Consider the following 20973-nt stretch of genomic DNA (forward strand, 5'->3'; position numbering starts at 1 on the left):
TGATACTTCAAATATAGTTTTTTTTTCTATATTATTAACAAATCTAGCTTATAACTTGCAATTTTTCGATTACAATTAAGGACTAAAAATTGTTTGTTTTTACCTTAAAACTTAAAGTTTTAAGAGAACATATCTTTTACTTTTTCAAAGAATGATTTATCTGAGCTTTGTGGTTTTGGATCAAAATGCTCGTCATTTCTCATACTTTCAAAAAACTCTCTTTGTTGCTTGTTAAGTGTTTTTGGTGTCCAAACGTTAACATGCACCAACAAATCTCCTTTTCCGTAACCATTTATACTTGGTATTCCTTTTCCGCGTAAGCGTAATATTTTACCACTTTGTACTCCTGGTTCTATTTTAATACGCACTTTACCAGTAACCGTATCTATTTCTTTTGAAGTTCCTAAAACTGCATCGGGGTAACTTACATACAAATCGTAATGTAAATTATCACCTTCGCGTTGTAATTTATGGTGTGCTTCTTCTTCAATAACCACTAAAATATCGCCAGCAATTCCGTTACCTGGAGCTTCGTTTCCTTTTCCAGATACTTTAAGTTGCATACCATCAACCACACCTGCTGGTATTTTTATAGATACGGTTTCTTCAACAACTTTTAATCCTTGAGCATCGGCATCGGCTGGTTTTTTATCAATAACTTGACCAGTACCCCCACAAACATTACATGTTGAAGAGGTTTGCATTCTACCTAAAATAGTATTGGCAATACGAGTAACTTGCCCTGTACCTCCACAAGTTGAGCATGTTTTATAAGTGGTTCCTGCAGCTTTAACTTTACGCTTAACTTTTATTTTCTTTTCAACGCCGTTAGCAATTTCTTCAAGAGTTAACTTAACACGTATGCGTAGGTTACTTCCTTTTACCCTACGTTGGCCGCCACCGCCACCAAAACCAGAGAAACCACCACCAAAGGCGCCGCCAAATATATCACCAAACTGACTAAATATGTCATCCATATTCATGCCACCGCCACCAAAGCCTCCGCCATTTTCAAAGGCTTGATGACCAAACTGATCATATCTAGCTTTTTTATCAGGGTCACTTAATACTTCATAGGCTTCAGCTGCTTCTTTAAATTTTGCTTCGGCTTCCTTATCATCTGGATTTTTATCGGGATGAAACTCTATCGCTTTTTTCCGATATGCCTTTTTAATTTCTGAAGCACTGGCTCCTTTGCTAACTCCTAATACTTCGTAATAATCTCTTTTTGCCATGTTTTATTTTTATTGCCCAATAACAACTTTTGGGAAACGTATTACTTTGTCGCCTAATTTATAACCTTTTTCAACAACATCAATAATTTTACCTTTAAGGTCATCTGACGGTGCTGGAATTTGAGTTACCGCCTCATGGTCATCGGCATTAAAATCGTCTCCTTTTTCAACTTTTATTGGTGCTAGTCCTTTTTGTTCTAAGGTTGATAACATTTTTTGATAAATAAGCACTACTCCTTTGCGTAGTTCTTCGGCTTCTTTATCTTCTTCAATATGTGTTAAAGCACGCTCAAAATCGTCTATAATTGGTAACAAAGCTACCATTACTTCTTCATTTGCGGTTTTAAACAAATCTAAACGTTCTTTAGAAGTACGCTTTTTATAGTTTTCAAACTCTGCAAACAAACGCAAAAATTTATCTTTTTCCTGTTTCACTTCTTCTTGTAGTTTTTCTTCAATTGTTTGCTCTTCTACCGTTTGTTCTTCTGCAGATGTTTCTTCTTTTTCTTTAACTTCAACAGTTTCGGTTTGAGTTGCTTCTACTTGTTCTTGTTCTATATCTGTATTTTTTTTCTTTTTACTCATAGTAACATTTACATTATACAATTACATAATATTTGGTTGGCAAAAGTACTGCCATTATTATAAAAATGTCAAAATGTCACTAATTATTTTTATATTTTTTTTGTGAGTTCAATTAAGTAACTTTACACCTAAATCACTAAATAAAATTTTTATGAAAAAAAGTCTTTTATCTATTTGCATTTTGGCAACCTTAACCTTTAGTTGTAAAGACAAAGCCAAAGAAGCTGAAACTAAAGCTGCACAAGAAACTAAGGTAGTTGAAATAGCTACAGAAAAGTATACTGCTAATGTTGCAGAATCTAGTATTGAGTGGACAGGTTTTAAGCCAACTGGTAAGCATAATGGTACTATTAGCATAACTGAAGGGGCTTTTGATGTTGCTGATAATAAAATTGTTGGTGGCTCTTTTAAAATAGACATGAATTCTATTGTTGTTTTAGATATTCCTGCTGAAGAAAAAGGGAATGCTAAACTTACCGGACATTTAAAAAGTGCCGATTTTTTTGATACCGAAACCTACCCTAATGCCTCTTTTGAAATTACTGGTTTAGAAGAAGCCGATGGTAAAACCATGCTTTCTGGTAACTTAACTTTAAAAGATGCTACCAACAATGTTACTTTTCCTGTGAGTATTTCTAATGAAAACGGTACTCTTAGTTTAACAAGTGAAACTTTTACTATAGACCGCTCTAAATGGAATGTTAAGTATGGTTCTAAATCGTTTTTTGATGATTTAGGTGATAAATTTATTAACGATGACATTGAGCTTAAAATTTCTGTAAAGGCTACAAAATCTTAAATTTTTAAATATCGCTTTTAACAAAACCATCTTAAATTTAAGGTGGTTTTTTGTTTTTTAGACTATTCAATTAGATACAGATAAAATGCTAACTCATTTCTCTTGACTCATTTTTAAATTTTTATTATTTTGAAAGAAACAAAAAATTACAAATAATATGGGAAAAGGAGATAAAAAAACTAAGCGCGGTAAAATTTACAGAGGTACTTTTGGTGTAAGACGCCCAAGGGTAAAAAAGAAAACTTCTGTTGAAACTAAAATAAGTGTAGATAATAAAGCCCAACCTAAGTAGTTGGGTTTTTTAACTCTTTTAAAATACGTTCTGCCTCTGTTATGGTACTGTGGTAAATACGCTTGTGAGGTTTGGTCATTTGTTGTCCCTCAAATATTAAAGCATTTAAAATTTCTTTGGCTTCTTGGTATTTATTTCTGTTTAATAAAAACTTTGCATAAATAAGACGCTCATTATAAAACGAAAACCTTATATCAATACATTTTAAATTTGCTTCTGCCTCATCAAGTTTGCCTTCTTTCTCTAAGGATAAGCCATATAAAAATTGAATTCTAGATTTATTAAATTCTTTGTGTTCTTTAATGCTTTCGGCATATTTTAAAACGTTTTTGTAATCTTTAAGTTTGTAAAACGCTTCAACCATGTTATTAATAACATAATAATCATTTTGAAAATTACCTTCTAAAGCATCTTTGTAATACATTATGGCTTTTTGGTAGTCTCCTATTTCTAAATAAGCATCGGCTAAATTTACTCTGTTTTGATAAGTTTCTGAAAACTCTAACTTTTTTTGTAAATCTTTAATTTTTTTAGTTGGGTTTATAATATTGGTAATCTCACTTGTAAGTTTTTCAGCATCACGTTTATTATAAACCTGTGTTATTAAATAAATTATAGAACCTACTACTGGTAAAAACAGAATTAAAAACACCCAATAGTAAGGGTTTCTGTATTTAATCATGTGATAAATACAATATGCTTGAAGCGCTAAAATTAAATAGTAAACCATATAGCTAATAGACTATCTAATAAAAACTAACTCTGTGTTGGTTGACATATCTTCGCTAAAACCATAGCCTTCATAATTAAAGCCTTTTAAATCTTCTACAGTATTAGCGTTAGTATCTATTATATAGCGTGCCATCATACCACGTGCTGCTTTTGCAAAAAACGAAATTACTTTATACTTACCATTTTTAAAATCTTTAAAATTAGCCGTTACAACGGGTACCTTTAAGGCTTTTACATCAATAGCTTTAAAGTATTCATTACTGGCAAGGTTTAAAAATAACTCACCATCTTCTAACTCATCATTTAAGGCTGTAGTTATTGTTTTTTTCCAGAATTCATATAGGTTTTTATTTTTCCCTACGGGGAATTTAGTTCCCATTTCTAACCTGTAAGGTTGTATTAAATCGGTTGGTTTTAATAAACCGTATAAACCAGAAATAATACGAACTGTATCTTGCAGTTTTTTAAGTTTATCCTCTGGAATGGTATAAGCATCTAACCCTTTGTAAACATCGCCACTAAAGGCATATACAGCAGGTCTTGCGTTCTTTGGTGTAAATGGCAAACTCCATTCTTGATTGCGTTCATAATTTAATTGGCCTAACGCATCAGAAATATTCATCAGTTTTGATAAACTTTTTGCAGATTTCTTTTTAAGCAGTTTGTTTATACGTTCGGCTTCTTTTAAAAAACAGGCTTCGGTATATATATTTGTTGGTAACTCGCTTTCAAAATTTAGCGACTTAGCAGGAGATATTACTAATTTCATAAATAAGATTTTTACTTATCAAAGTTACAATTACTAATAGACTTTTGAAAGTAATAAACATTATTGATTTTGTACGAAAAATTAGCTATTTTTGTTTAGTATAGGATATAAATCATTTAAGAATGATGAATGTTCTGTGGTTGAAACAAGTTGAAAAAAGTTATAAAACATTATAAGAACAAGACAGGATATGAGTGAAAATTTTTGGGAATTACGAAACGAACTTGTAAAAGAATTTGAAAGTGATGCTAAAGAAAATTTTTTACGACTTGAAAAAAAAGACTCAGAATTAAATAAGAGAAATTATATTCGATCACTTTTTTGTCTATACGAAATTATAATTGCAAATCTAAGAGAATCTATTGCTGATAGAATTTGGAGTAAAGCACAATATGGAGAGTCATTTGATCTGCATAAATTTTATTCTTTAATGGATGAGTCTGCCAAAATAAACCAAAGTGGAAAAATAAATAAAAGACCTAATCAAACACCTTTTGCAAATATGGTCAAGTTCGTTTTAAAAACTTATTGTGAGGAATTTAATATAACTGAAAACTTATTTTCAAATGGATGGTCTGATTTTAAAGAATCTATTGAAATAAGAAATAGAGTAACCCACCCAAAATTTGACCAAGAGTTTAAAATTTCAGAAGATGACTTAAGAAAAGTTGAAAAAGGTAGAGAATGGTGGAATTTAAGCATAAAGTTTATTAAAGAAAATGGAAATAATAAAACTAATTTTTAGTTAATCAATTAAAGCTGATTCTCCCACGTACAAAAAAACCTCATGGTTTTCTATTTCGGTATTAAAAAAAATTAAAGCTAACTCAAAAGCTATATTGTATACAAGACCATTACCCCCCTAAAAACTCTAAAGCCCCTCAATATGCTTTGAGTATCCTCGCCATTTTTCAATACACTGTTGCATATCGTCTGGAATTTCTGAAGTAAATTGCATAAACTCACCTGTTTTGGGATGCACAAAACCTAGTGTTTTTGCATGTAACGCTTGTCTTGGCAGTATTTTAAAACAGTTATCTACAAACTGTTTGTATTTGGTAAAGGTGGTACCCTTTAATATTTTTTCGCCACCATAGCGTTCATCGTTAAACAGCGTGTGCCCAATATGTTTCATGTGTACGCGTATTTGATGGGTACGCCCTGTTTCTAACTTACAAGACACCAAGGTAACATAGCCCAAACGCTCTAAAACTTTGTAATGGGTAACCGCTGGTTTACCTTTTTCGGCATCATCACCAAGAAATACCGTGTTCTGTAATCGGTTCTTTGGGTGTCTCCCAATATTGCCTTCTACGGTACCTTCATCTGCTTCTACATTTCCCCAAACTAACGCTACGTATTCGCGCTCGCTAGTTTTTTCAGCAAACTGTAAAGATAAATGAGTCATGGCTTCTTCGGTTTTCGCAACAACTAAAAGTCCGCTAGTATCTTTATCAATTCTATGTACCAATCCGGGACGTTCACTAGAATTGTTTGGTAAGTTATCAAACCTATAAATTAAAGCGTTTATTAAGGTGCCAGAATAATTTCCGTGACCGGGATGCACCACCATACCTGCTGGTTTATTAACTACAAGCAACTCATTATCTTCATAAACAATATCTAACGGAATATCTTCTCCTACCAATAAATTTTCGTAAGTAGGGTGTGTAAAAAGAACCCTTATTTGGTCGTTAGGTTTTACTTTATAACTTGGTTTAACTGGGGTACCATTAACGTAAATACTTCCATTTTTTGCTGCCGTTTGTATTTTGTTTCTTGTGGCATTTTCAACAAAATTCATTACGTATTTATCTATACGCAATGGAGTTTGCCCTTCTTTAACTGTAAAAGTATAATGTTCATAGAGGTTATCCTCTTCGGGCAACTGTGGCTTAAGGTTTTCCATTAAATACGTTAAAACTAATTATTTACGGGCGTTTCCCGTTACCAAGCACTAAATCTATTACAGAAGTTTTTGCAAGTTTATCACCAGGTTTTATAAGTTTTCCTTTGTGATACATTTTCAATACCAAATCTTTACCAATATTATCTTCATAAGTAATTTTTCCAACTTTAAACTCTAAAGCTTCTAAATTTGGTTTTGCTTGCCTAAAGGTACGTTCTCTTAAATCTGGCACTTCAACTTTTCTGTAACCAGATGGGTTAAGCGTTAAATATATTTTTCTGTTTTCTTTTACTTGTGTTCCTGCAGCAGGTTCTTGCTCTATTACCGAAAATTTAGGGTAATTAGGGTTATAGTTAGCAGAATCTTGAATTTGCATAACTAAATTATTCTCACTTAACTCTAATTGAGCTACACTAATAGATTTTCCTTTTAAATCTGGAACCGTTTCAAAATCACCATGATGTGTATAGCCTTTTAACCACCACAACATTATAAAACACAGTACAACTACTGCTACAATAGCCAATAAAATTTGCTTTAAAAATGTTTTACTTACTAAGAATTTAACAATGCTCATGTATTGAATTTTGAATACCGCAAATATATAAAAACAGAACTGCTTTTTCTTTTGCAATATATATGATATTTTAGCTTAACTTATAATAAATACGAAATTATTGTAAGTTTTAGATGAATACTAAAACATAATTTTAATTTAATGAAGAAACATATAGCCATTATTATGGGAGGCTATTCTAGCGAATATCAAATTTCTCTTAAAAGCGGAAATGTAGTTTTTGAAACCTTAAACCCGCAAAAATATACCGCATATCGTATTCATATTTTTAAAGACAAATGGGTGTATGTTGATGAAAATGATGCTGAATTTCCAGTTGATAAAAACGATTTTTCGGTTAAAACAGAAGATAAAACAATTACGTTTGACTGTGTTTTTAATGCCATTCATGGTGCGCCTGGTGAAGATGGTTATATGCAAGCCTATTTTGAATTATTAGGTATTCCACACACTAGCTGCCCTATGTATCAAGCCTCGGTTACTTTTAATAAACGCGATTGTTTAAGTGTTTTAAAACCCTACGGTATAAAAACTGCGGCATCCTACTATTTAAATTTAGGTGATACTATTGATGAAGCTGCCATAGTTAAAAAAGTAGGCTTACCCTGTTTTGTAAAAGCTAATAAAGCTGGTAGTAGCTTTGGTGTAACCAAAGTACACAAACAAGAAGATTTACAAAAAGCTATTGATGTTGCTTTTAAAGAAGATGACGAAATTATTATTGAGCAATTTTTAGATGGAACCGAAGTTTCTGTTGGCGTTATAACCTATAAAGGCAAAACAAAGGTATTACCCATAACAGAAATTGTTTCTGAAAATGATTTTTTTGATTACGAAGCAAAATACTTAGGAAAATCACAAGAAATCACCCCCGCAAGACTTAGTAAAGAACAAGAAAATAAAGTTAATACTATAGCTAAAAAAGTTTATGAAACTTTAAAAATGACAGGCTTTTCTAGAAGTGAATATATTTTTAAAGATGGTGAACCGCATCTATTAGAAATTAATACTGTACCTGGACTAACCAAAGAAAGTATATTGCCGCAACAAGCCGCTGCCGCAGGAATTTCTTTAGAAAATTTATTTGACAATGCTATTGAAGAAGCTTTGAAATAAAAAAGTTATTTTTATAAAATGAAACGAGCCATTTTCCCAGGGTCTTTTGACCCATTAACTTTAGGACATTATGATATTATAAAAAGAGGAGTTACCCTTTTTGATGAAATTATTGTTGCCATTGGTGTAAATGCCGATAAAAAATATATGTTCTCTCTTGAACAACGAAAAACTTTTATTGAAGAAGCCTTTGCCGATGAACCCAAAGTAAAAGTAATGACTTACAAAGGGTTAACCGTTGATTTCTGCAAAGAAATTGATGCTGAATTTATTTTACGTGGTTTACGAAATCCTGCCGATTTTGAATTTGAAAAAGCCATTGCTCATACCAACAGAAGTTTATCTGAAATTGAAACCGTTTTCTTATTAACAGCTGCTCGTACTTCTTATATAGCATCATCTATTGTGCGTGATGTAATAAGAAACAAAGGCGATTATACCAAGTTAGTACCTAGTAGCGTTAGAATAAAATAAACAATTTTTAAAAATTATACTCTGATAGTCCTTTGGTAAACGCCTCTGGATTTTCAGCTAAATGATACCTTGGGTCATCAATATCCTCTATGATAACTTCTCTAAATTTAGGACTCGATTTATAAAGTAACAGCTTACAATCTTCACTTAAATGTTTTAGTTTTATTGATTTCCCTTCGGCTTCATATTTGTTTACTATATTGTAAATAGCTTCAATAGCAGAATGATCACTAACTCTAGACTCAACAAAATCTATTTCTACCTTTTCAGGATCATTCTTAACGTCAAATTTCTCATTAAAGGCCTTAATAGATCCAAAGAAAAGTGGTCCCCAAATCTCATAAGTTTTTGTACCATCATCCTTAATACGTTTTCTAGCTCTAATACGTTTGGCATTTTCCCAAGAAAACACCAATGCACTAATTATAACTCCTGCTATTACAGCTACCGCTAAATCTTTCCAAACAGTAATTAATGATACCGTTATTAAAACAATGGCATCACTTATTGGTATTTTTCTAAGAATTCTAAAGCTACTCCACGCAAAGGTACCAACTACAACCATAAACATAACACCTACCAAAGCTGCAATAGGAATTTGTTCTATATAAGTAGATGCAAACAGTATAAAAACTAACAATAAAACAGCAGCAGTAATACCTGATAGCCTACCACGACCACCACCTTTAATATTGATTATAGATTGCCCAATCATAGCGCAACCACCCATACCACCAAAAAATCCGGTAACTATATTGGCACCACCTTGAGCCATACATTCTCTATTAGCATTACCTCTGGTTTCGGTTAATTCGTCAACCAAATTAAGTGTCATTAAAGATTCTATTAACCCAATAGCTGCTAATATTACGGCATACGGACCAATAAATTTAATGGTTTGCCAATTAAAAGGCACTTTACTAAATATATCTGCTTGAAATTGCGGTAAACCTCCTTTTAAACCTTCTCCACCACCATCTCTAATAAAACTACCAACGGTAGCAACATCTAAATTTCCAAAAACTACAATTAGTGAAACTACTATAATACCAATAAGAGCTTCTGGTAACTTTTTGGTTAATTTAAACTTAGGTAAAGCAAACATAATACCCATTGTTAATGCCACAAGACCAATCATTGTCCATAATTCTGAACCAGTAAAATACACGCCGTCTGCATCTCTAAACATTTTTAACTGTGCCATAAAAATAACAATAGCTAAACCGTTTACAAAGCCCATCATTACTGGATGAGGAATGAGTCTAACAAACTTACCAAGTTTTAAAACCCCTGCTAACATTTGTATTACCCCCATTAAAATAACAGTAGCAAATAAGTAGTAAAGTCCTAAATTTTCATCTGGTGCCCCCATAGCGTTACCTTCTGCTACCAAACTCACCATTACAACAGCCAAGGCTCCAGTAGCTCCACTAATCATACCTGGTCGTCCACCAAAAATTGAAGTTATTAGCCCAACCATAAAGGCTGCATATAATCCAACTAGCGGATCTACACCAGCTACAAAAGCAAAAGCTACGGCTTCTGGCACTAATGCTAATGCTACTGTTGCCCCACTTAAAATATCATTTTTAGCATTTTTAGCACGCTTTTGAATAAATTCCGTCATGACTCTCTTTTTTTGAAGGTGCAAATTTAATGGTAAAAAAAGAAGAAGCAAGTAATTTACTATAATTCAACAAACAAGAATACTAAAACGTTTGAGTCTTTGTTAAAACATTAGTTAGCCAATTTAAGGCCTCATCTCTATTTTGAAACATTCTAATTTTACTATCAATACCAGTATTTACACTCATTAATGTTTTGGTAGACATATAGGCTCCCGAGGTTGTAAAAAGAACTGCCATTTTGTTTATTTGATCTAAATGGGCTATTGTTTTTTGAGCCTCAAAAGTGTATGTATAAGAATGCTTTTTGTTTATTAGTAATGAGAATGGCGCTTCTAAATTGGTTAGCAAAAAATCATGGTACTCATCTATAATAAGTTCATCCATCACCACGCCTTCGTTAACAATAACTTCTGCTAAGTTATTTTTAATAATGTTTATTATGCCAAAAGATAGCTCATAACTTTTCATATAAAATCCTAATTTAGAGAGATTTAAAAAATTACAAACACTTCAAAAAAAAGTAATCTTTTAGCAATTTTAAACTATAAGCTTATTAGCTAAAATAGTTATTTTATTTTTAATTTTTCAGATTATAAAAAAGTTTATGTTAGTTTAAAAATTAAACCAATTCTCTTATGTTAGCATAAGAGTTTTTAAGGGCTTTTAAAGCTTGTTTTTTGTTTAGCCATTCCACCTTGGTAATTCCTTCTTTTTCTTGCGGATATAATTTACCATTAAAGTTAGTTTTCATCTCAAACCAGTAAGTTATTTTTATTTTATGACGACCATTACGCTTAAAAATATGGTAAGTAGTTTTTAGTGGTTTTGTTATTTTTAATCCTTCAACACCTGTTTCTTCTTCAACTTCTCTAATGGAGGTTTCTTCAATGGTTTCTTTTTTTTCGGCCTTTCCTTTTGGTAAGTCCCATTTATCATTCCTATAAATAAATAATACTTCGCCCTTTTGGTTGTAAACCTTACCTCCACCTGCTATTACATTAGGTAGTTTTTTTAAAAATTTACTTAAAAGTTTATCTTCATTTTTATGAATAAGCCTAACTTCATTCAATGATGAATTTTTAAGTTCTTTAATAACTTTACCAATATTTACAGTATCAAGTAAATAATTTTTAAAGTTAGTTTCTTGTTCAACCTTAGTGGTTAAAATTATAGGTTTATCTCCAACAAAAATTTTATGCATACTTTGTATTTACATTTTTAAGGCATGGTAAAAATATCACTTTTAGATACAAACCAACAATTGTTAAAAAAAATATTTTTATTAATAACGCTTCTTTAACATAAAATTAAATTTATCCTTATTTTTGTCAACATGATTTTTAATAAAAATACCGCTAAAAAAACGGCCGAAGTTTTATTGCAAGTTAATGCCATTAAACTTAGCCCAAAAGAACCTTTTACTTGGGCTTCTGGCTGGAAATCGCCTATTTATTGTGATAATAGAATTATCCTTTCGTTTCCTCCCATTCGTAACTACGTTAGAGAAACTATGGGTAAACAAATTGAAAAACAATATGGAAAACCCGATGCTATTGCTGGTGTAGCCACAGGAGCTATTGGTATTGGTATGTTGGTTGCAGAATATTTAGGTTTACCTTTTATTTATGTAAGGCCAGACGCTAAAGGTCATGGCAGGAAAAATCAAATTGAAGGTTTTATAGAAAAAGGACAAAACGTAGTAGTTGTAGAAGATTTAATAAGCACCGGAAAAAGCAGTTTAAATGCCGTTAAAGCTTTAAGAGATGCTGGTATTAATGTTAAAGGTATGATTGCTATTTTTACTTATGGCTTTGATGTTGCTACCAAAAATTTTGAAGAAGCTAACGTAAAACTACAAACCTTAGGTAATTACGAAAGCCTTTTAGAACAAGCCTTAGAAACAAAGTATATCTCTGAAGATCAATTAAAAACTTTATCTGAATGGAATACCAACCCAAGTGAATGGAATGGTATTTGATTTTACTCTTTTGTAAAATGTTTTAAACAACCAACTTAACAAATTAACAAACTATAACGCCTCAGTATTATGAATTTAGAATCTCCAAAAATAAACGTTGAAAAATCTCCAGAAGAAGTCTTTGAATTTTTAGCCGATGTTAAAAATTTTAAAAGCTTAATGCCAGAAAACATTAGTAAATTTGAAGTTTTAGGAGAAGATAAATTTGTTTTTGCATTAAAAGGAATGCCAGAAATAGTTTTAGAAAAGAAAGCTGTTGAAGCTCCTAACAAAATTGTTTTAGGTGCTGCTAGTGGTAAAATAGATTTTTCATTAACTGGAAATATTGTTAAAACAGGGGATGCCTCAAGCGAAGTACAATTACAATTTGCCGGAGATTTTAACCCCATGATGGCTATGATGATTAAAAGCCCCATTACCAAATTTATTGAAACATTAGCTACTAGTATTCCTAAAGCTATTTAATAAAGCATTGTAATTTCTTTAAGATCAAACTTTTTTAAAATTTCATCTTCTAAAATAACCATTAACTTTCCGTATTTAGTAACACCTTTAACAAAACCAGAGAATAAAGAACCTTCTGCATCTTTAAAAGTTGAAGGCTTGTCTTTTCTAAACAAATTAGATTCATATTCTTTCTTTACCGCTTCGTATTTTCCCGCTTGAAGTAATGTTGAATATTCTTTTGTATAGGTTATAATCCTAAATAACACTTCATCTAAATCAAAATGAACTCCTGTTATATTTTTTAAAGATGTAGCTTTAGGCAAACCATCAAACTTAGTTTGGTTTACATTAACCCCTATACCTATAATTGTAGATTCTAATTTATTTTTTATGACATTTTCAATTAAAATCCCACAAACTTTCTTATCTGCTGACAAAATGTCGTTAGGCCATTTAATACTTAAATTAGGAATATTTAATGATTTTAAAGCTTTTAAAATAGCTAAAGAAATGGCCATACTTATATAATAAGGAAACTCTACAACATGCCCACTCAAATCCTTAAACACACTGAAAGTAAGATTTTTACAAGCATCAGAAGCCCAAACAGTACCCATTTGCCCTCTACCCTGTGTCTGCTCTTTTGCTACAACAATGGTATAATCTTCAACTTTATTCTCTGCAACGTACCTACGTAAATAACTATTTGTAGAATCAGTGGCATTAAGTTTGATTATATGCATATAAAGGTTATTGTTAGTCTTTAAAATCTTATAATTATTTTAAAGTGTAAAGAACTAAAAAAATAATAACTTTGCACAAATTAAATAAAATTAATGGCGAAAGAAAAAATAAGTGCAGACCAGTTAATATCTGTAATAATTAGTGGCATTGAAGATGTTAAAGGTCAAGAAATAAATATTTTAGATTTAAGAGATATTGAAAACACCGTTTGTGACTACTTCATTATATGTGAAGGAAACTCTAACACACAAGTAAACGCCATAGTTAACTCCGTACAAAAAAAAGTAAGCAAAGAACTTAAAGACAGACCCTGGCATACTGAAGGCGAAGATAATGCTGAATGGGTTTTAATAGATTATGTTAATGTTGTTGTACATGTATTTCAAAAACATGTTAGAGAATATTATGACATTGAAAGTCTTTGGGGCGATGCAAAAACAACAATAATAGAAACTAGTTATTAAGAAAATTACATGGCAAACGATAAAAAAAACATAAAAGACAAAAAACCAAAATTTAGCCCGTATTGGATTTACGGCATTTTAATTGCCCTATTTTTAGGATTTCAATTATTTGGAAGCAGTAGTAATAGTGGAGGGTCTAAAACTACAACATCAGATTTCTTTAAATTTTTAGCTGATGGTGATGTTGAAAAAATTGATATTATAAAAAACACAAGAGTTGCTAGAGTTTATTTAACCACAGAGGCAGAAGCTAAAGATGAACACAAAAATTCTAAACAACACACGTTTATTCCAACTGTTGGTCGTATACCAAACTATGAATTTGAATTTGGAGACCTTCAGAATTTTGAAAATAAACTAAATAGTATCATAGATAATTTAGATACTAAACCTATAGTTGAATACGATACAGAAACCGATACTATTGGAAACCTTTTAATTGGTATCCTCCCTTTTATCTTATTAATTGGAGTATGGATTTTTATAATGAGAAGAATGTCTGGAGGTGCCGGTGGTGCTGCTGGTGGGCAAATTTTCAACATAGGAAAATCTAAAGCAAAATTATTTGATCAGAATACAGAAGTTAAAACCTCTTTTAAAGATGTTGCTGGTCTAGAAGGTGCTAAAGAAGAAGTTCAAGAAATTGTAGACTTTTTAAAATTCCCCGAAAAATACACCACACTTGGAGGGAAAATCCCAAAAGGCGCATTACTTGTTGGCCCTCCAGGAACTGGTAAAACCTTATTAGCTAAAGCTGTTGCTGGCGAAGCTAAAGTACCTTTCTTCTCGCTGTCTGGTTCAGATTTTGTAGAAATGTTTGTTGGGGTTGGTGCCTCTCGTGTACGCGACTTATTTAAGCAAGCTAAAGAAAAATCGCCTTCAATCATTTTTATTGATGAAATTGATGCTATTGGTAGAGCAAGAGGTAAAAATGCCATGTCTGGGAGTAACGATGAACGAGAAAACACACTAAATCAACTTCTTACAGAAATGGATGGCTTTGGTACTAATACAAATGTTATAGTACTTGCCGCAACCAATAGAGCCGATATTTTAGATAAAGCCTTAATGCGTGCTGGTAGATTTGACCGACAAATTTATGTTGATTTACCAGATATTAGAGAACGTAAAGAAATTTTTGAGGTGCATTTAAGGCCTCTTAAAAAAGCGAAAGATTTAGACACCGATTTTCTTTCTAAACAAACACCAGGATTCTCTGGAGCAGACATTGCTAACGTTTGTAACGAAGCCGCTTTAATTGCTGCTAGAAACGGTAAAAAAGAAGTTGATAAACAAGATTTTCTTGATGCTGTAGATAGAATTATTGGTGGATTAGAAAAGAAAAATAAAATTATTACTCCTAGTGAAAAAAGAGCAGTTGCTTTTCACGAAGCAGGTCATGCCGTGGTAAGTTGGATGTTAGAACACGCTGCGCCACTTGTAAAAGTAACCATAGTGCCACGTGGACGTTCTTTAGGAGCTGCTTGGTATTTACCAGAAGAGAGACTAATTGTTCGCCCAGAACAAATGTTAGATGAAATGTGTGCCGCCTTAGGAGGAAGAGCTGCAGAACAGGTTATTTTTAATGAAATTTCAACTGGAGCATTAAGCGATTTAGAAAAAGTTACCAAACAAGCTAGAGCCATGGTAACTATTTACGGACTTAGTGATAAAATTGGTAATCTTACCTATTATGACTCTTCAGGCCAAAATGAATATGGGTTTACCAAACCATACAGCGAACAAACTGCTGAGTTAATTGATAAAGAAATTTCAGATATTATAGAAGAGCAATACAGAAGAGCTGTTAAACTTTTAGAAGAAAACAAAGATAAGCTTACCGAACTTGCTGAGGAATTACTTGATAAAGAAGTTATTTTTAAAGATAATTTAGAAAGAATTTTTGGTAAACGTGCTTTTGATAAAGAAAAAATAGAAGACCAAAAAGAAACAGAAGCGAGTACAAAGGAAGAACTAAAGGACTCTGAAAGTACAGAAAACTCTGAAAAATAAATTGAATTCAGCTTATTTCGTTAAGCTTTTAATAAAAATCTTAAATTAAACTTAAGTTTAATTTAAGATTTTTTATATTTGGTAAACAACAAAAAATAGGTTAATAGCAGTCACTCCATGAGTCTTTTTAGAAAAATTTTTGGTTCCAAATCTGAAAGTGCAAAAGAGGAATTAAAATCTGAAGAAAGAGGCAAATATATGCCAGAAATTAAACTACCTATAGATGAAAGGTTTACAATAAACTTTAAGGCTAATGGTGGTAAATTTCTCTATTGTGAAAACTTAAATGAAATCTATCAAAATCTAGACAATATTATAGAAGAAAATAAATGGCATGATAAAAAAGTGTTGCTTTTAGATGACAATTTAAAGGACAAATTCAAAAATTCTGACTTAAACCCTACTCTAAATATTAGCGAATCTACTTTTTTCTTTACTACCTGTGAAAATTTAATTGCTAATGATGGGTCGTTATTAATATCATCAAAACAAATTTTCGAAAAAAAACTACCAGAACTCCCTATTAATTTTGTAGTTTTTGCAACCACTAGCCAAATAGTTGAAAATATTGGTGAAGGATTACGTGGTATAAAATCTAAAAACAAACAAAAAATCCCTACCAATATTACTACCATTAAACACTTTAAATCTGGAGATGAAAAAGACTTTTTAAGTTATGGTAGCAGTGCTAAAGATCTATACTTACTACTTTTAGAAGATTTATAGAATGAAGGAAATTCTAATAAGAGGTCTCTCTGGCCTTCTTTACATTTCACTACTAATAGGTTGTTTTCAAAATGAACATGCCTTAATCATTCTTTTTTTTGTGTTTGGTTTTATTTGTTTAGCAGAATTTAAAAAGCTTATTCAATTAAAAAGCATCTTTCCGTATATTTTTTATGTGGTTCTCTACTTTATTTTCGTCTATTGGAAACTAGTATTAAACACCCATTTAGGTTTAGATGAAGCTACTCAAATACTTATGGTAATAACCATTTTTGTTGAACTCTTTCTAATTAAAGATTTGTTTTCAGAAAAAACCATCCCCTTATTTGCATCAAAAAAATTTTTGTTAACAACCTTTTATTTATCCAGTGCTTTTGTTTTTATAATTTTAATTGCCAACTATCAAAATAGTTACAATTCTACAATATTACTTGGAGCCTTTATCCTCATATGGGTAAACGATTCTTTTGCCTATTTAGTTGGTAAAAACTTTGGTAAACAAAAACTGTTTGCAAAAATTTCACCCAAAAAAACAGTTGAAGGTTTTTTAGGAGGCTTATTCTTTTCATGCGTAGCAAGCTATTTTATTGCTAACTTTACAGAAACTTTAAACTTTAGTAATTGGTTAATTTTAAGTATAATTATTAGTGTATTTGGTACCATAGGAGATTTAATAGAATCTAAATTTAAAAGACAAGCAGGTGTTAAAGATAGCGGTGTAATTATGCCTGGTCATGGTGGTTTGTTAGACCGATTAGATAGTATCATATTTGCGGCACCATTTATTTATTCATTTTTAAGACTTTTACAGTATGTTTCATAAAGAAGGCCATAAAATAATTATTATAACATTTGTTATTGTTGCGGCATCATTTTTATTAATTGATAGCTTTATTTCTATCTATTGGTTGCGCACATTACTAATGATAGCCTTTTTAGTTTTATTATTACTAATACTTCAATTTTTTAGAAATCCTAAACGAAAAACGGTTATTAACAACAAACAAGTTATTGCTCCGGTTGATGGTAAAGTAGTAGTTATTGAAGAGGTTTTTGAAAAAGAATATTTTAAAGAAAAACGCCTTCAGGTAAGCGTATTTATGTCTCCAATAAACGTTCATGTAACACGTTATCCTATTAGCGGTAAGATTATTTTTAGCAAATACCACCCTGGTAAGTATTTAGTTGCATGGCATCCTAAAGCAAGTGAAGAAAATGAACGAACCTCTATTGTTGTTGAGAATGATACCTACGGAAAAGTATTGTATAGACAAATTGCTGGTGCCTTAGCAAAACGCATTGTTAATTATGCTAAAGTAAATGAAACTGCTAAACAGGGTGATGATGCTGGTTTTATTAAATTTGGGTCTAGAGTAGATTTATTTTTACCTTTGGATACTAATTTAAAAGTTGAATTAAATCAAAAAGTTCGCGGTGGCGAAACCATTATTGCTGAAATGTAATGAGTAGTGAAGAATTAGACATAGAATTTAAAGAAGCTGTGGCTAGAGTTAATGCTCATAAAGAGCCTTTTCCTGCCGACACCCTATTGAAACTTTACGCCTATTACAAAAAGGCTACAAATGATTACGGCAGACCAAAAAGCAGAGAAGCTTTAATAAATGCTTTTAAAACAAACGCTTTATTTCAAGCAAAAGACATCTCTCAAGATGAAGCTAAAATAAAGTATATAGAACTAGTTAATAAATACTTTTTATACAGAGAATAATAATCTCTTTTTAGGTTTTTAATCTTATCCCAAACTAGCTAAACTAGCTTTTAAAGTTTCTATTTTAGCTAAAGCATCTGCTTCTTTCTTTTTCTCACTAGCAACAACTTGTTCTGGTGCGTTGTTTACAAAACGCTCGTTTGATAGTTTTTTCTGTACCGATTTTAAGAAACCTTCTGTATAATTTAACTCTTCGGTTAGTTTTTTAATTTCGGCTTCAACATCAATAGCACCAACCATTGGCACAAAATACTCGTTAGATTTTACTCTAAAGGTTAAAGCGCCTTCTACTGCTTCATCTACATACTCAATAGCTTCTAGATTCCCCATTTTTGTAATAATAGCATCAAATGTAGTCGATGATTTTTCGTTATTTATTACAGAAAAACCAATCGCATCTTTAAAGGATATATTCTTTTCCTTTCTAATAGTACGAATACCTGAGATTACTTCCGAAGCAAAATCAAATTCAGAAATTAAGGTTTCGTTGATTGGTTTAGTTGTTGGCCAACTAGCTACAATTAAAGCTTCTTCGGGTGTACGCTCTTTTATGTAATGCCATAGATCTTCAGTTAAAAATGGCATAAACGGATGTACAATTTTTAAATTATCTTCAAAAATTGAAATAATAGCATTGTATGTTTTCGCGTCAATTGGCTGTTGATAAGCTGGTTTTACCATTTCTAGCAACCAACCACAAAAATCGTCGTAAATTAACTTGTAAATAGCCATTAGCGCATCGCTTAAACGGTATTTACTAAAGTGATCTTCTATCTCAATTAATACTTTTTGAAATTTAGATTCGTACCACTCAATCGCTATTTTGCTTGCTTCTGGTTGCGCAATAGTTTCGGAAACTTTCCAACCATCAACCAAACGGTAGGCATTCCAAATTTTGTTACCAAAACCTTTTCCTTGTTGGCACAATGCTTCATCAAACAACAAATCGTTTCCGGCAGCACTACTTAACAGTAACCCAACTCGAACACCATCGGCACTGTATTCTTCAATTAGTTTTAAGGCGTCTGGTGAATTCCCTAAAGATTTACTCATTTTACGACGTTGTTTATCGCGTACCAAACCTGTTAAATAAACATTTTTAAAAGGCATTTCTCCTTGATACTCGTAACCAGCAATAATCATTCGGGCAACCCAAAAGAATAAAATATCTGGCCCCGTTACCAAGTCGTTTGTTGGGTAATAGTATTTTATATCTTCGTTTTCTGGGTTACGAATACCATCGAAAACCGACATTGGCCATAACCAAGATGAAAACCAGGTATCTAACGCATCGGTTTCTTGACGTAAGTCGTTGACTGTTAGATGTTTATTGCTAGTCTTTTCTTGAGCTAACTTTACAGCGTCTTCAATAGTTTCGGCAACTACAAAATCTTCTTTTCCATCGCCATAGTAATAAGCAGGAATTTGTTGTCCCCAAAGTAACTGACGTGAAATATTCCAATCGCGGATGTTTTCCATCCAGTGACGATAGGTGTTTTCAAACTTTTTAGGGAATAATTTAATATCGGCATCATCACCTAAAACGGCTTCAATAGCAGGTTTTACCAATCCTTCCATTTTTAAGAACCATTGGTCGCTTAATCGAGGTTCAATAATGGCTTTTGTGCGCTCAGAAATACCAACACGGTTGTTGTGGTCTTCTATTTTTTCTATTAAACCTAAGCTTTCAAGTTCTTTTACAATTTCTTTTCTAACTACAAAACGATCTTTTCCTTCGTAATGTAAACCGTAGCTATTTAAAGTAGCATCTTCATTAAAAATATCAATCACTTCAAGGTTGTGCTTATCGCCTAAAACCTTATCGTTTTCATCATGAGCCGGTGTTACTTTTAAGCAACCTGTTCCAAATTCTATATCTACATAATCATCTTCAATAATAGGAATAACGCGATTACAAATTGGTACAATGGCTTTTTTTCCTTTTAAATTAAAGTGACGTTCGTCTTCAGGATTTATACAAATTGCCGAATCTCCTAAAATAGTTTCAGGACGTGTTGTAGCAATAGTTAACGTCTCATTGCTACCTTCAATTTGATATTTTATATGATATAATTTACCTTGCTTATCTACATATTCAACTTCTTCATCTGAAAGTGTTGTTTTTGCTTCCGGATCCCAATTCACCATACGGTAACCGCGGTAAATTAAACCTTTGTTATATAAATCAACAAACACTTTTATTACGGCTTCGCTCATATCGTCGTCCATAGTAAATTTGGTACGATCCCAATCGCAAGAACAACCTAGTTTTTTTAATTGTTCTAAGATTACACCACCGTATTCATGCGTCCAATCCCAAGCGTGTTTTAAAAACTCATCTCTAGTTAAATCGTTTTTATCTATGCCTTGTTCTTTAAGTTTTGCAACTACCTTAGCTTCGGTTGCAATAGATGCATGGTCTGTACCCGGTACCCAACATGCATTTTTACCTTGTAATCGTGCACGACGAATTAATACATCTTGAATAGTATTATTCAACATATGCCCCATGTGCAGTACTCCTGTGACATTTGGTGGCGGAATAACAATAGTGTACGGCTCTCTATCATCTGGTGTAGAATGAAAATAATTATGTTTCATCCAGTAGTCGTACCACTTATTTTCTACCTGTTGTGCATCGTATTTTGATGGAATACTCATGTTTGGAATAGTTTTTGAATAATAATTGGCAAAAGTACTTATATTTCTTTTTCTGTAAAAACTATTATGCGCTTTTGAAAGACTAATAATTTTAA

At 31.9% G+C, this 20973-nt stretch carries 24 protein-coding genes; 13 read left to right on the top strand and 11 right to left on the bottom strand.

From position 1 onward, the window contains the following. Nucleotides 1-119: 119 nt before the first annotated feature. Together dnaJ and BWZ22_RS01225 are read right to left on the bottom strand one after the other, a co-directional pair. Entirely contained in the window at nucleotides 120-1235 is a 1116-nt protein-coding gene (dnaJ, locus tag BWZ22_RS01220; RefSeq protein ID WP_076697431.1) for a molecular chaperone DnaJ, read from the bottom strand. A 9-nt stretch (nucleotides 1236-1244) separates the two neighbouring features. Next, nucleotides 1245-1820, bottom strand: coding sequence for a nucleotide exchange factor GrpE (locus BWZ22_RS01225; protein WP_076702208.1), 576 nt, complete (start codon nucleotides 1818-1820; stop codon nucleotides 1245-1247). 151 nt (nucleotides 1821-1971) lie between these two features. Between BWZ22_RS01225 and BWZ22_RS01230 the strand changes: the two genes are divergently transcribed. Beyond that, the gene (locus BWZ22_RS01230) at nucleotides 1972-2619 is read left to right on the top strand and encodes a YceI family protein (protein ID WP_076697434.1); all 648 of its coding nucleotides are present in this window, start codon (nucleotides 1972-1974) and stop codon (nucleotides 2617-2619) included. A 157-nt stretch (nucleotides 2620-2776) separates the two neighbouring features. Then, entirely contained in the window at nucleotides 2777-2911 is a 135-nt protein-coding gene (locus tag BWZ22_RS01235) for a 30S ribosomal protein THX (protein ID WP_076697437.1), read from the top strand. On the opposite strand, the gene BWZ22_RS01240 is transcribed toward BWZ22_RS01235, so the two are convergent. Beyond that, complete coding sequence (locus tag BWZ22_RS01240; RefSeq protein ID WP_198027635.1) at nucleotides 2904-3593, bottom strand: hypothetical protein; 690 nt, start codon at nucleotides 3591-3593, stop codon at nucleotides 2904-2906. The genes BWZ22_RS01235 and BWZ22_RS01240 overlap by 8 nt on opposite strands. A 60-nt stretch (nucleotides 3594-3653) precedes the next feature. Next, nucleotides 3654-4412: a peroxide stress protein YaaA gene (gene yaaA / locus BWZ22_RS01245; protein WP_076697442.1), complete on the bottom strand. Its 759-nt coding sequence runs from the start codon at nucleotides 4410-4412 to the stop codon at nucleotides 3654-3656. Nucleotides 4413-4602: 190 nt separating this feature from the next. On the opposite strand from yaaA, the gene BWZ22_RS01250 reads away from it, so the two are divergent. Beyond that, on the top strand, nucleotides 4603-5157 hold the full coding sequence (locus BWZ22_RS01250) for a hypothetical protein (RefSeq protein ID WP_076697445.1): 555 nt from the start codon (nucleotides 4603-4605) through the stop codon (nucleotides 5155-5157). Nucleotides 5158-5283: 126 nt separating this feature from the next. Here the strand turns inward: BWZ22_RS01250 and BWZ22_RS01255 are convergent, their stop codons facing one another. Beyond that, nucleotides 5284-6321 carry an RluA family pseudouridine synthase gene (locus BWZ22_RS01255; RefSeq protein WP_076697448.1) on the bottom strand — a complete coding sequence of 346 codons (1038 nt, stop codon included), beginning with the start codon at nucleotides 6319-6321 and terminating at the stop codon, nucleotides 5284-5286. Nucleotides 6322-6343: 22 nt separating this feature from the next. After that, nucleotides 6344-6898, bottom strand: a complete 555-nt coding sequence (locus tag BWZ22_RS01260) for a PASTA domain-containing protein (RefSeq protein ID WP_076697451.1) — start codon at nucleotides 6896-6898, stop codon at nucleotides 6344-6346. Nucleotides 6899-7039: 141 nt separating this feature from the next. Here BWZ22_RS01260 and BWZ22_RS01265 point away from each other — a divergent pair, with 141 nt between their 5' ends. After that, entirely contained in the window at nucleotides 7040-8014 is a 975-nt protein-coding gene (locus tag BWZ22_RS01265) for a D-alanine--D-alanine ligase (protein ID WP_076697454.1), read from the top strand. A gap of 18 nt (nucleotides 8015-8032) precedes the next feature. Beyond that, complete coding sequence (gene coaD, locus BWZ22_RS01270; RefSeq protein WP_076697457.1) at nucleotides 8033-8488, top strand: pantetheine-phosphate adenylyltransferase; 456 nt, start codon at nucleotides 8033-8035, stop codon at nucleotides 8486-8488. Between the two features lie 7 nt (nucleotides 8489-8495). On the opposite strand, the gene BWZ22_RS01275 is transcribed toward coaD, so the two are convergent. From BWZ22_RS01275 to BWZ22_RS01285, 3 genes are all read right to left on the bottom strand, one after another. After that, nucleotides 8496-10115 (bottom strand): SulP family inorganic anion transporter, encoded by a 1620-nt coding sequence (locus tag BWZ22_RS01275; RefSeq protein WP_076697460.1) that lies wholly within the window; start codon nucleotides 10113-10115, stop codon nucleotides 8496-8498. Between the two features lie 82 nt (nucleotides 10116-10197). Continuing rightward, on the bottom strand, nucleotides 10198-10584 hold the full coding sequence (locus BWZ22_RS01280) for a hypothetical protein (RefSeq protein WP_076697463.1): 387 nt from the start codon (nucleotides 10582-10584) through the stop codon (nucleotides 10198-10200). A gap of 151 nt (nucleotides 10585-10735) precedes the next feature. After that, the gene (locus BWZ22_RS01285; protein ID WP_076697465.1) at nucleotides 10736-11317 is read right to left on the bottom strand and encodes an NUDIX hydrolase; all 582 of its coding nucleotides are present in this window, start codon (nucleotides 11315-11317) and stop codon (nucleotides 10736-10738) included. A gap of 132 nt (nucleotides 11318-11449) precedes the next feature. On the opposite strand from BWZ22_RS01285, the gene pyrE reads away from it, so the two are divergent. Then, the gene (gene pyrE / locus BWZ22_RS01290) at nucleotides 11450-12094 is read left to right on the top strand and encodes an orotate phosphoribosyltransferase (protein WP_076697468.1); all 645 of its coding nucleotides are present in this window, start codon (nucleotides 11450-11452) and stop codon (nucleotides 12092-12094) included. Between the two features lie 69 nt (nucleotides 12095-12163). Next, complete coding sequence (locus tag BWZ22_RS01295; RefSeq protein WP_076697471.1) at nucleotides 12164-12559, top strand: SRPBCC family protein; 396 nt, start codon at nucleotides 12164-12166, stop codon at nucleotides 12557-12559. Here BWZ22_RS01295 and BWZ22_RS01300 read toward each other — a convergent pair. Further along, on the bottom strand, nucleotides 12556-13284 hold the full coding sequence (locus BWZ22_RS01300; RefSeq protein WP_076697474.1) for a biotin--[acetyl-CoA-carboxylase] ligase: 729 nt from the start codon (nucleotides 13282-13284) through the stop codon (nucleotides 12556-12558). The two genes, BWZ22_RS01295 and BWZ22_RS01300, sit on opposite strands and share 4 nt — an antisense overlap. Before the next feature lie 93 nt (nucleotides 13285-13377). On the opposite strand from BWZ22_RS01300, the gene rsfS reads away from it, so the two are divergent. The 6 genes from rsfS to BWZ22_RS01330 all read left to right on the top strand — a co-directional run bounded on the left by rsfS (nucleotide 13378) and on the right by BWZ22_RS01330 (nucleotide 18217). Beyond that, nucleotides 13378-13749, top strand: coding sequence for a ribosome silencing factor (gene rsfS, locus BWZ22_RS01305; RefSeq protein WP_076697477.1), 372 nt, complete (start codon nucleotides 13378-13380; stop codon nucleotides 13747-13749). A 9-nt stretch (nucleotides 13750-13758) separates the two neighbouring features. Continuing rightward, a complete protein-coding gene (ftsH, locus tag BWZ22_RS01310; protein WP_076697480.1) occupies nucleotides 13759-15762 on the top strand; it encodes an ATP-dependent zinc metalloprotease FtsH in 2004 nt (667 codons plus the stop codon). Nucleotides 15763-15879: 117 nt separating this feature from the next. Continuing rightward, entirely contained in the window at nucleotides 15880-16488 is a 609-nt protein-coding gene (locus BWZ22_RS01315; RefSeq protein WP_076697483.1) for an LUD domain-containing protein, read from the top strand. A gap of 1 nt (nucleotide 16489) precedes the next feature. Then, entirely contained in the window at nucleotides 16490-17311 is an 822-nt protein-coding gene (locus tag BWZ22_RS01320) for a phosphatidate cytidylyltransferase (protein ID WP_076697486.1), read from the top strand. Continuing rightward, on the top strand, nucleotides 17301-17951 hold the full coding sequence (locus BWZ22_RS01325; protein ID WP_076697489.1) for a phosphatidylserine decarboxylase family protein: 651 nt from the start codon (nucleotides 17301-17303) through the stop codon (nucleotides 17949-17951). Before BWZ22_RS01320 ends, BWZ22_RS01325 begins: the two co-directional genes overlap by 11 nt. After that, the gene (locus BWZ22_RS01330; protein WP_076697492.1) at nucleotides 17951-18217 is read left to right on the top strand and encodes an acyl-CoA-binding protein; all 267 of its coding nucleotides are present in this window, start codon (nucleotides 17951-17953) and stop codon (nucleotides 18215-18217) included. The genes BWZ22_RS01325 and BWZ22_RS01330 overlap by 1 nt, the downstream gene beginning before the upstream one ends. Nucleotides 18218-18241: 24 nt before the next feature. Here the strand turns inward: BWZ22_RS01330 and BWZ22_RS01335 are convergent, their stop codons facing one another. Continuing rightward, nucleotides 18242-20878 carry a valine--tRNA ligase gene (locus BWZ22_RS01335; RefSeq protein ID WP_076697494.1) on the bottom strand — a complete coding sequence of 879 codons (2637 nt, stop codon included), beginning with the start codon at nucleotides 20876-20878 and terminating at the stop codon, nucleotides 18242-18244. Nucleotides 20879-20973: the final 95 nt, after the last annotated feature.

This window comes from Seonamhaeicola sp. S2-3 (genome assembly GCF_001971785.1).
Classification (GTDB): domain Bacteria; phylum Bacteroidota; class Bacteroidia; order Flavobacteriales; family Flavobacteriaceae; genus Seonamhaeicola.

Bases quoted from the DNA above. Each gene is read 5' to 3' on its own strand.
- dnaJ (WP_076697431.1), bottom strand. From the start codon at position 1,235: ATGGCAAAAAGAGATTATTACGAAGTATTAGGAGTTAGCAAAGGAGCC.
- BWZ22_RS01225 (WP_076702208.1), bottom strand. From the start codon at position 1,820: ATGAGTAAAAAGAAAAAAAATACAGATATAGAACAAGAACAAGTAGAA.
- BWZ22_RS01230 (WP_076697434.1), top strand. From the start codon at position 1,972: ATGAAAAAAAGTCTTTTATCTATTTGCATTTTGGCAACCTTAACCTTT.
- BWZ22_RS01235 (WP_076697437.1), top strand. From the start codon at position 2,777: ATGGGAAAAGGAGATAAAAAAACTAAGCGCGGTAAAATTTACAGAGGT.
- BWZ22_RS01240 (WP_198027635.1), bottom strand. From the start codon at position 3,593: ATGATTAAATACAGAAACCCTTACTATTGGGTGTTTTTAATTCTGTTT.
- yaaA (WP_076697442.1), bottom strand. From the start codon at position 4,412: ATGAAATTAGTAATATCTCCTGCTAAGTCGCTAAATTTTGAAAGCGAG.
- BWZ22_RS01250 (WP_076697445.1), top strand. From the start codon at position 4,603: ATGAGTGAAAATTTTTGGGAATTACGAAACGAACTTGTAAAAGAATTT.
- BWZ22_RS01255 (WP_076697448.1), bottom strand. From the start codon at position 6,321: ATGGAAAACCTTAAGCCACAGTTGCCCGAAGAGGATAACCTCTATGAA.
- BWZ22_RS01260 (WP_076697451.1), bottom strand. From the start codon at position 6,898: ATGAGCATTGTTAAATTCTTAGTAAGTAAAACATTTTTAAAGCAAATT.
- BWZ22_RS01265 (WP_076697454.1), top strand. From the start codon at position 7,040: ATGAAGAAACATATAGCCATTATTATGGGAGGCTATTCTAGCGAATAT.
- coaD (WP_076697457.1), top strand. From the start codon at position 8,033: ATGAAACGAGCCATTTTCCCAGGGTCTTTTGACCCATTAACTTTAGGA.
- BWZ22_RS01275 (WP_076697460.1), bottom strand. From the start codon at position 10,115: ATGACGGAATTTATTCAAAAGCGTGCTAAAAATGCTAAAAATGATATT.
- BWZ22_RS01280 (WP_076697463.1), bottom strand. From the start codon at position 10,584: ATGAAAAGTTATGAGCTATCTTTTGGCATAATAAACATTATTAAAAAT.
- BWZ22_RS01285 (WP_076697465.1), bottom strand. From the start codon at position 11,317: ATGCATAAAATTTTTGTTGGAGATAAACCTATAATTTTAACCACTAAG.
- pyrE (WP_076697468.1), top strand. From the start codon at position 11,450: ATGATTTTTAATAAAAATACCGCTAAAAAAACGGCCGAAGTTTTATTG.
- BWZ22_RS01295 (WP_076697471.1), top strand. From the start codon at position 12,164: ATGAATTTAGAATCTCCAAAAATAAACGTTGAAAAATCTCCAGAAGAA.
- BWZ22_RS01300 (WP_076697474.1), bottom strand. From the start codon at position 13,284: ATGCATATAATCAAACTTAATGCCACTGATTCTACAAATAGTTATTTA.
- rsfS (WP_076697477.1), top strand. From the start codon at position 13,378: ATGGCGAAAGAAAAAATAAGTGCAGACCAGTTAATATCTGTAATAATT.
- ftsH (WP_076697480.1), top strand. From the start codon at position 13,759: ATGGCAAACGATAAAAAAAACATAAAAGACAAAAAACCAAAATTTAGC.
- BWZ22_RS01315 (WP_076697483.1), top strand. From the start codon at position 15,880: ATGAGTCTTTTTAGAAAAATTTTTGGTTCCAAATCTGAAAGTGCAAAA.
- BWZ22_RS01320 (WP_076697486.1), top strand. From the start codon at position 16,490: ATGAAGGAAATTCTAATAAGAGGTCTCTCTGGCCTTCTTTACATTTCA.
- BWZ22_RS01325 (WP_076697489.1), top strand. From the start codon at position 17,301: ATGTTTCATAAAGAAGGCCATAAAATAATTATTATAACATTTGTTATT.
- BWZ22_RS01330 (WP_076697492.1), top strand. From the start codon at position 17,951: ATGAGTAGTGAAGAATTAGACATAGAATTTAAAGAAGCTGTGGCTAGA.
- BWZ22_RS01335 (WP_076697494.1), bottom strand. From the start codon at position 20,878: ATGAGTATTCCATCAAAATACGATGCACAACAGGTAGAAAATAAGTGG.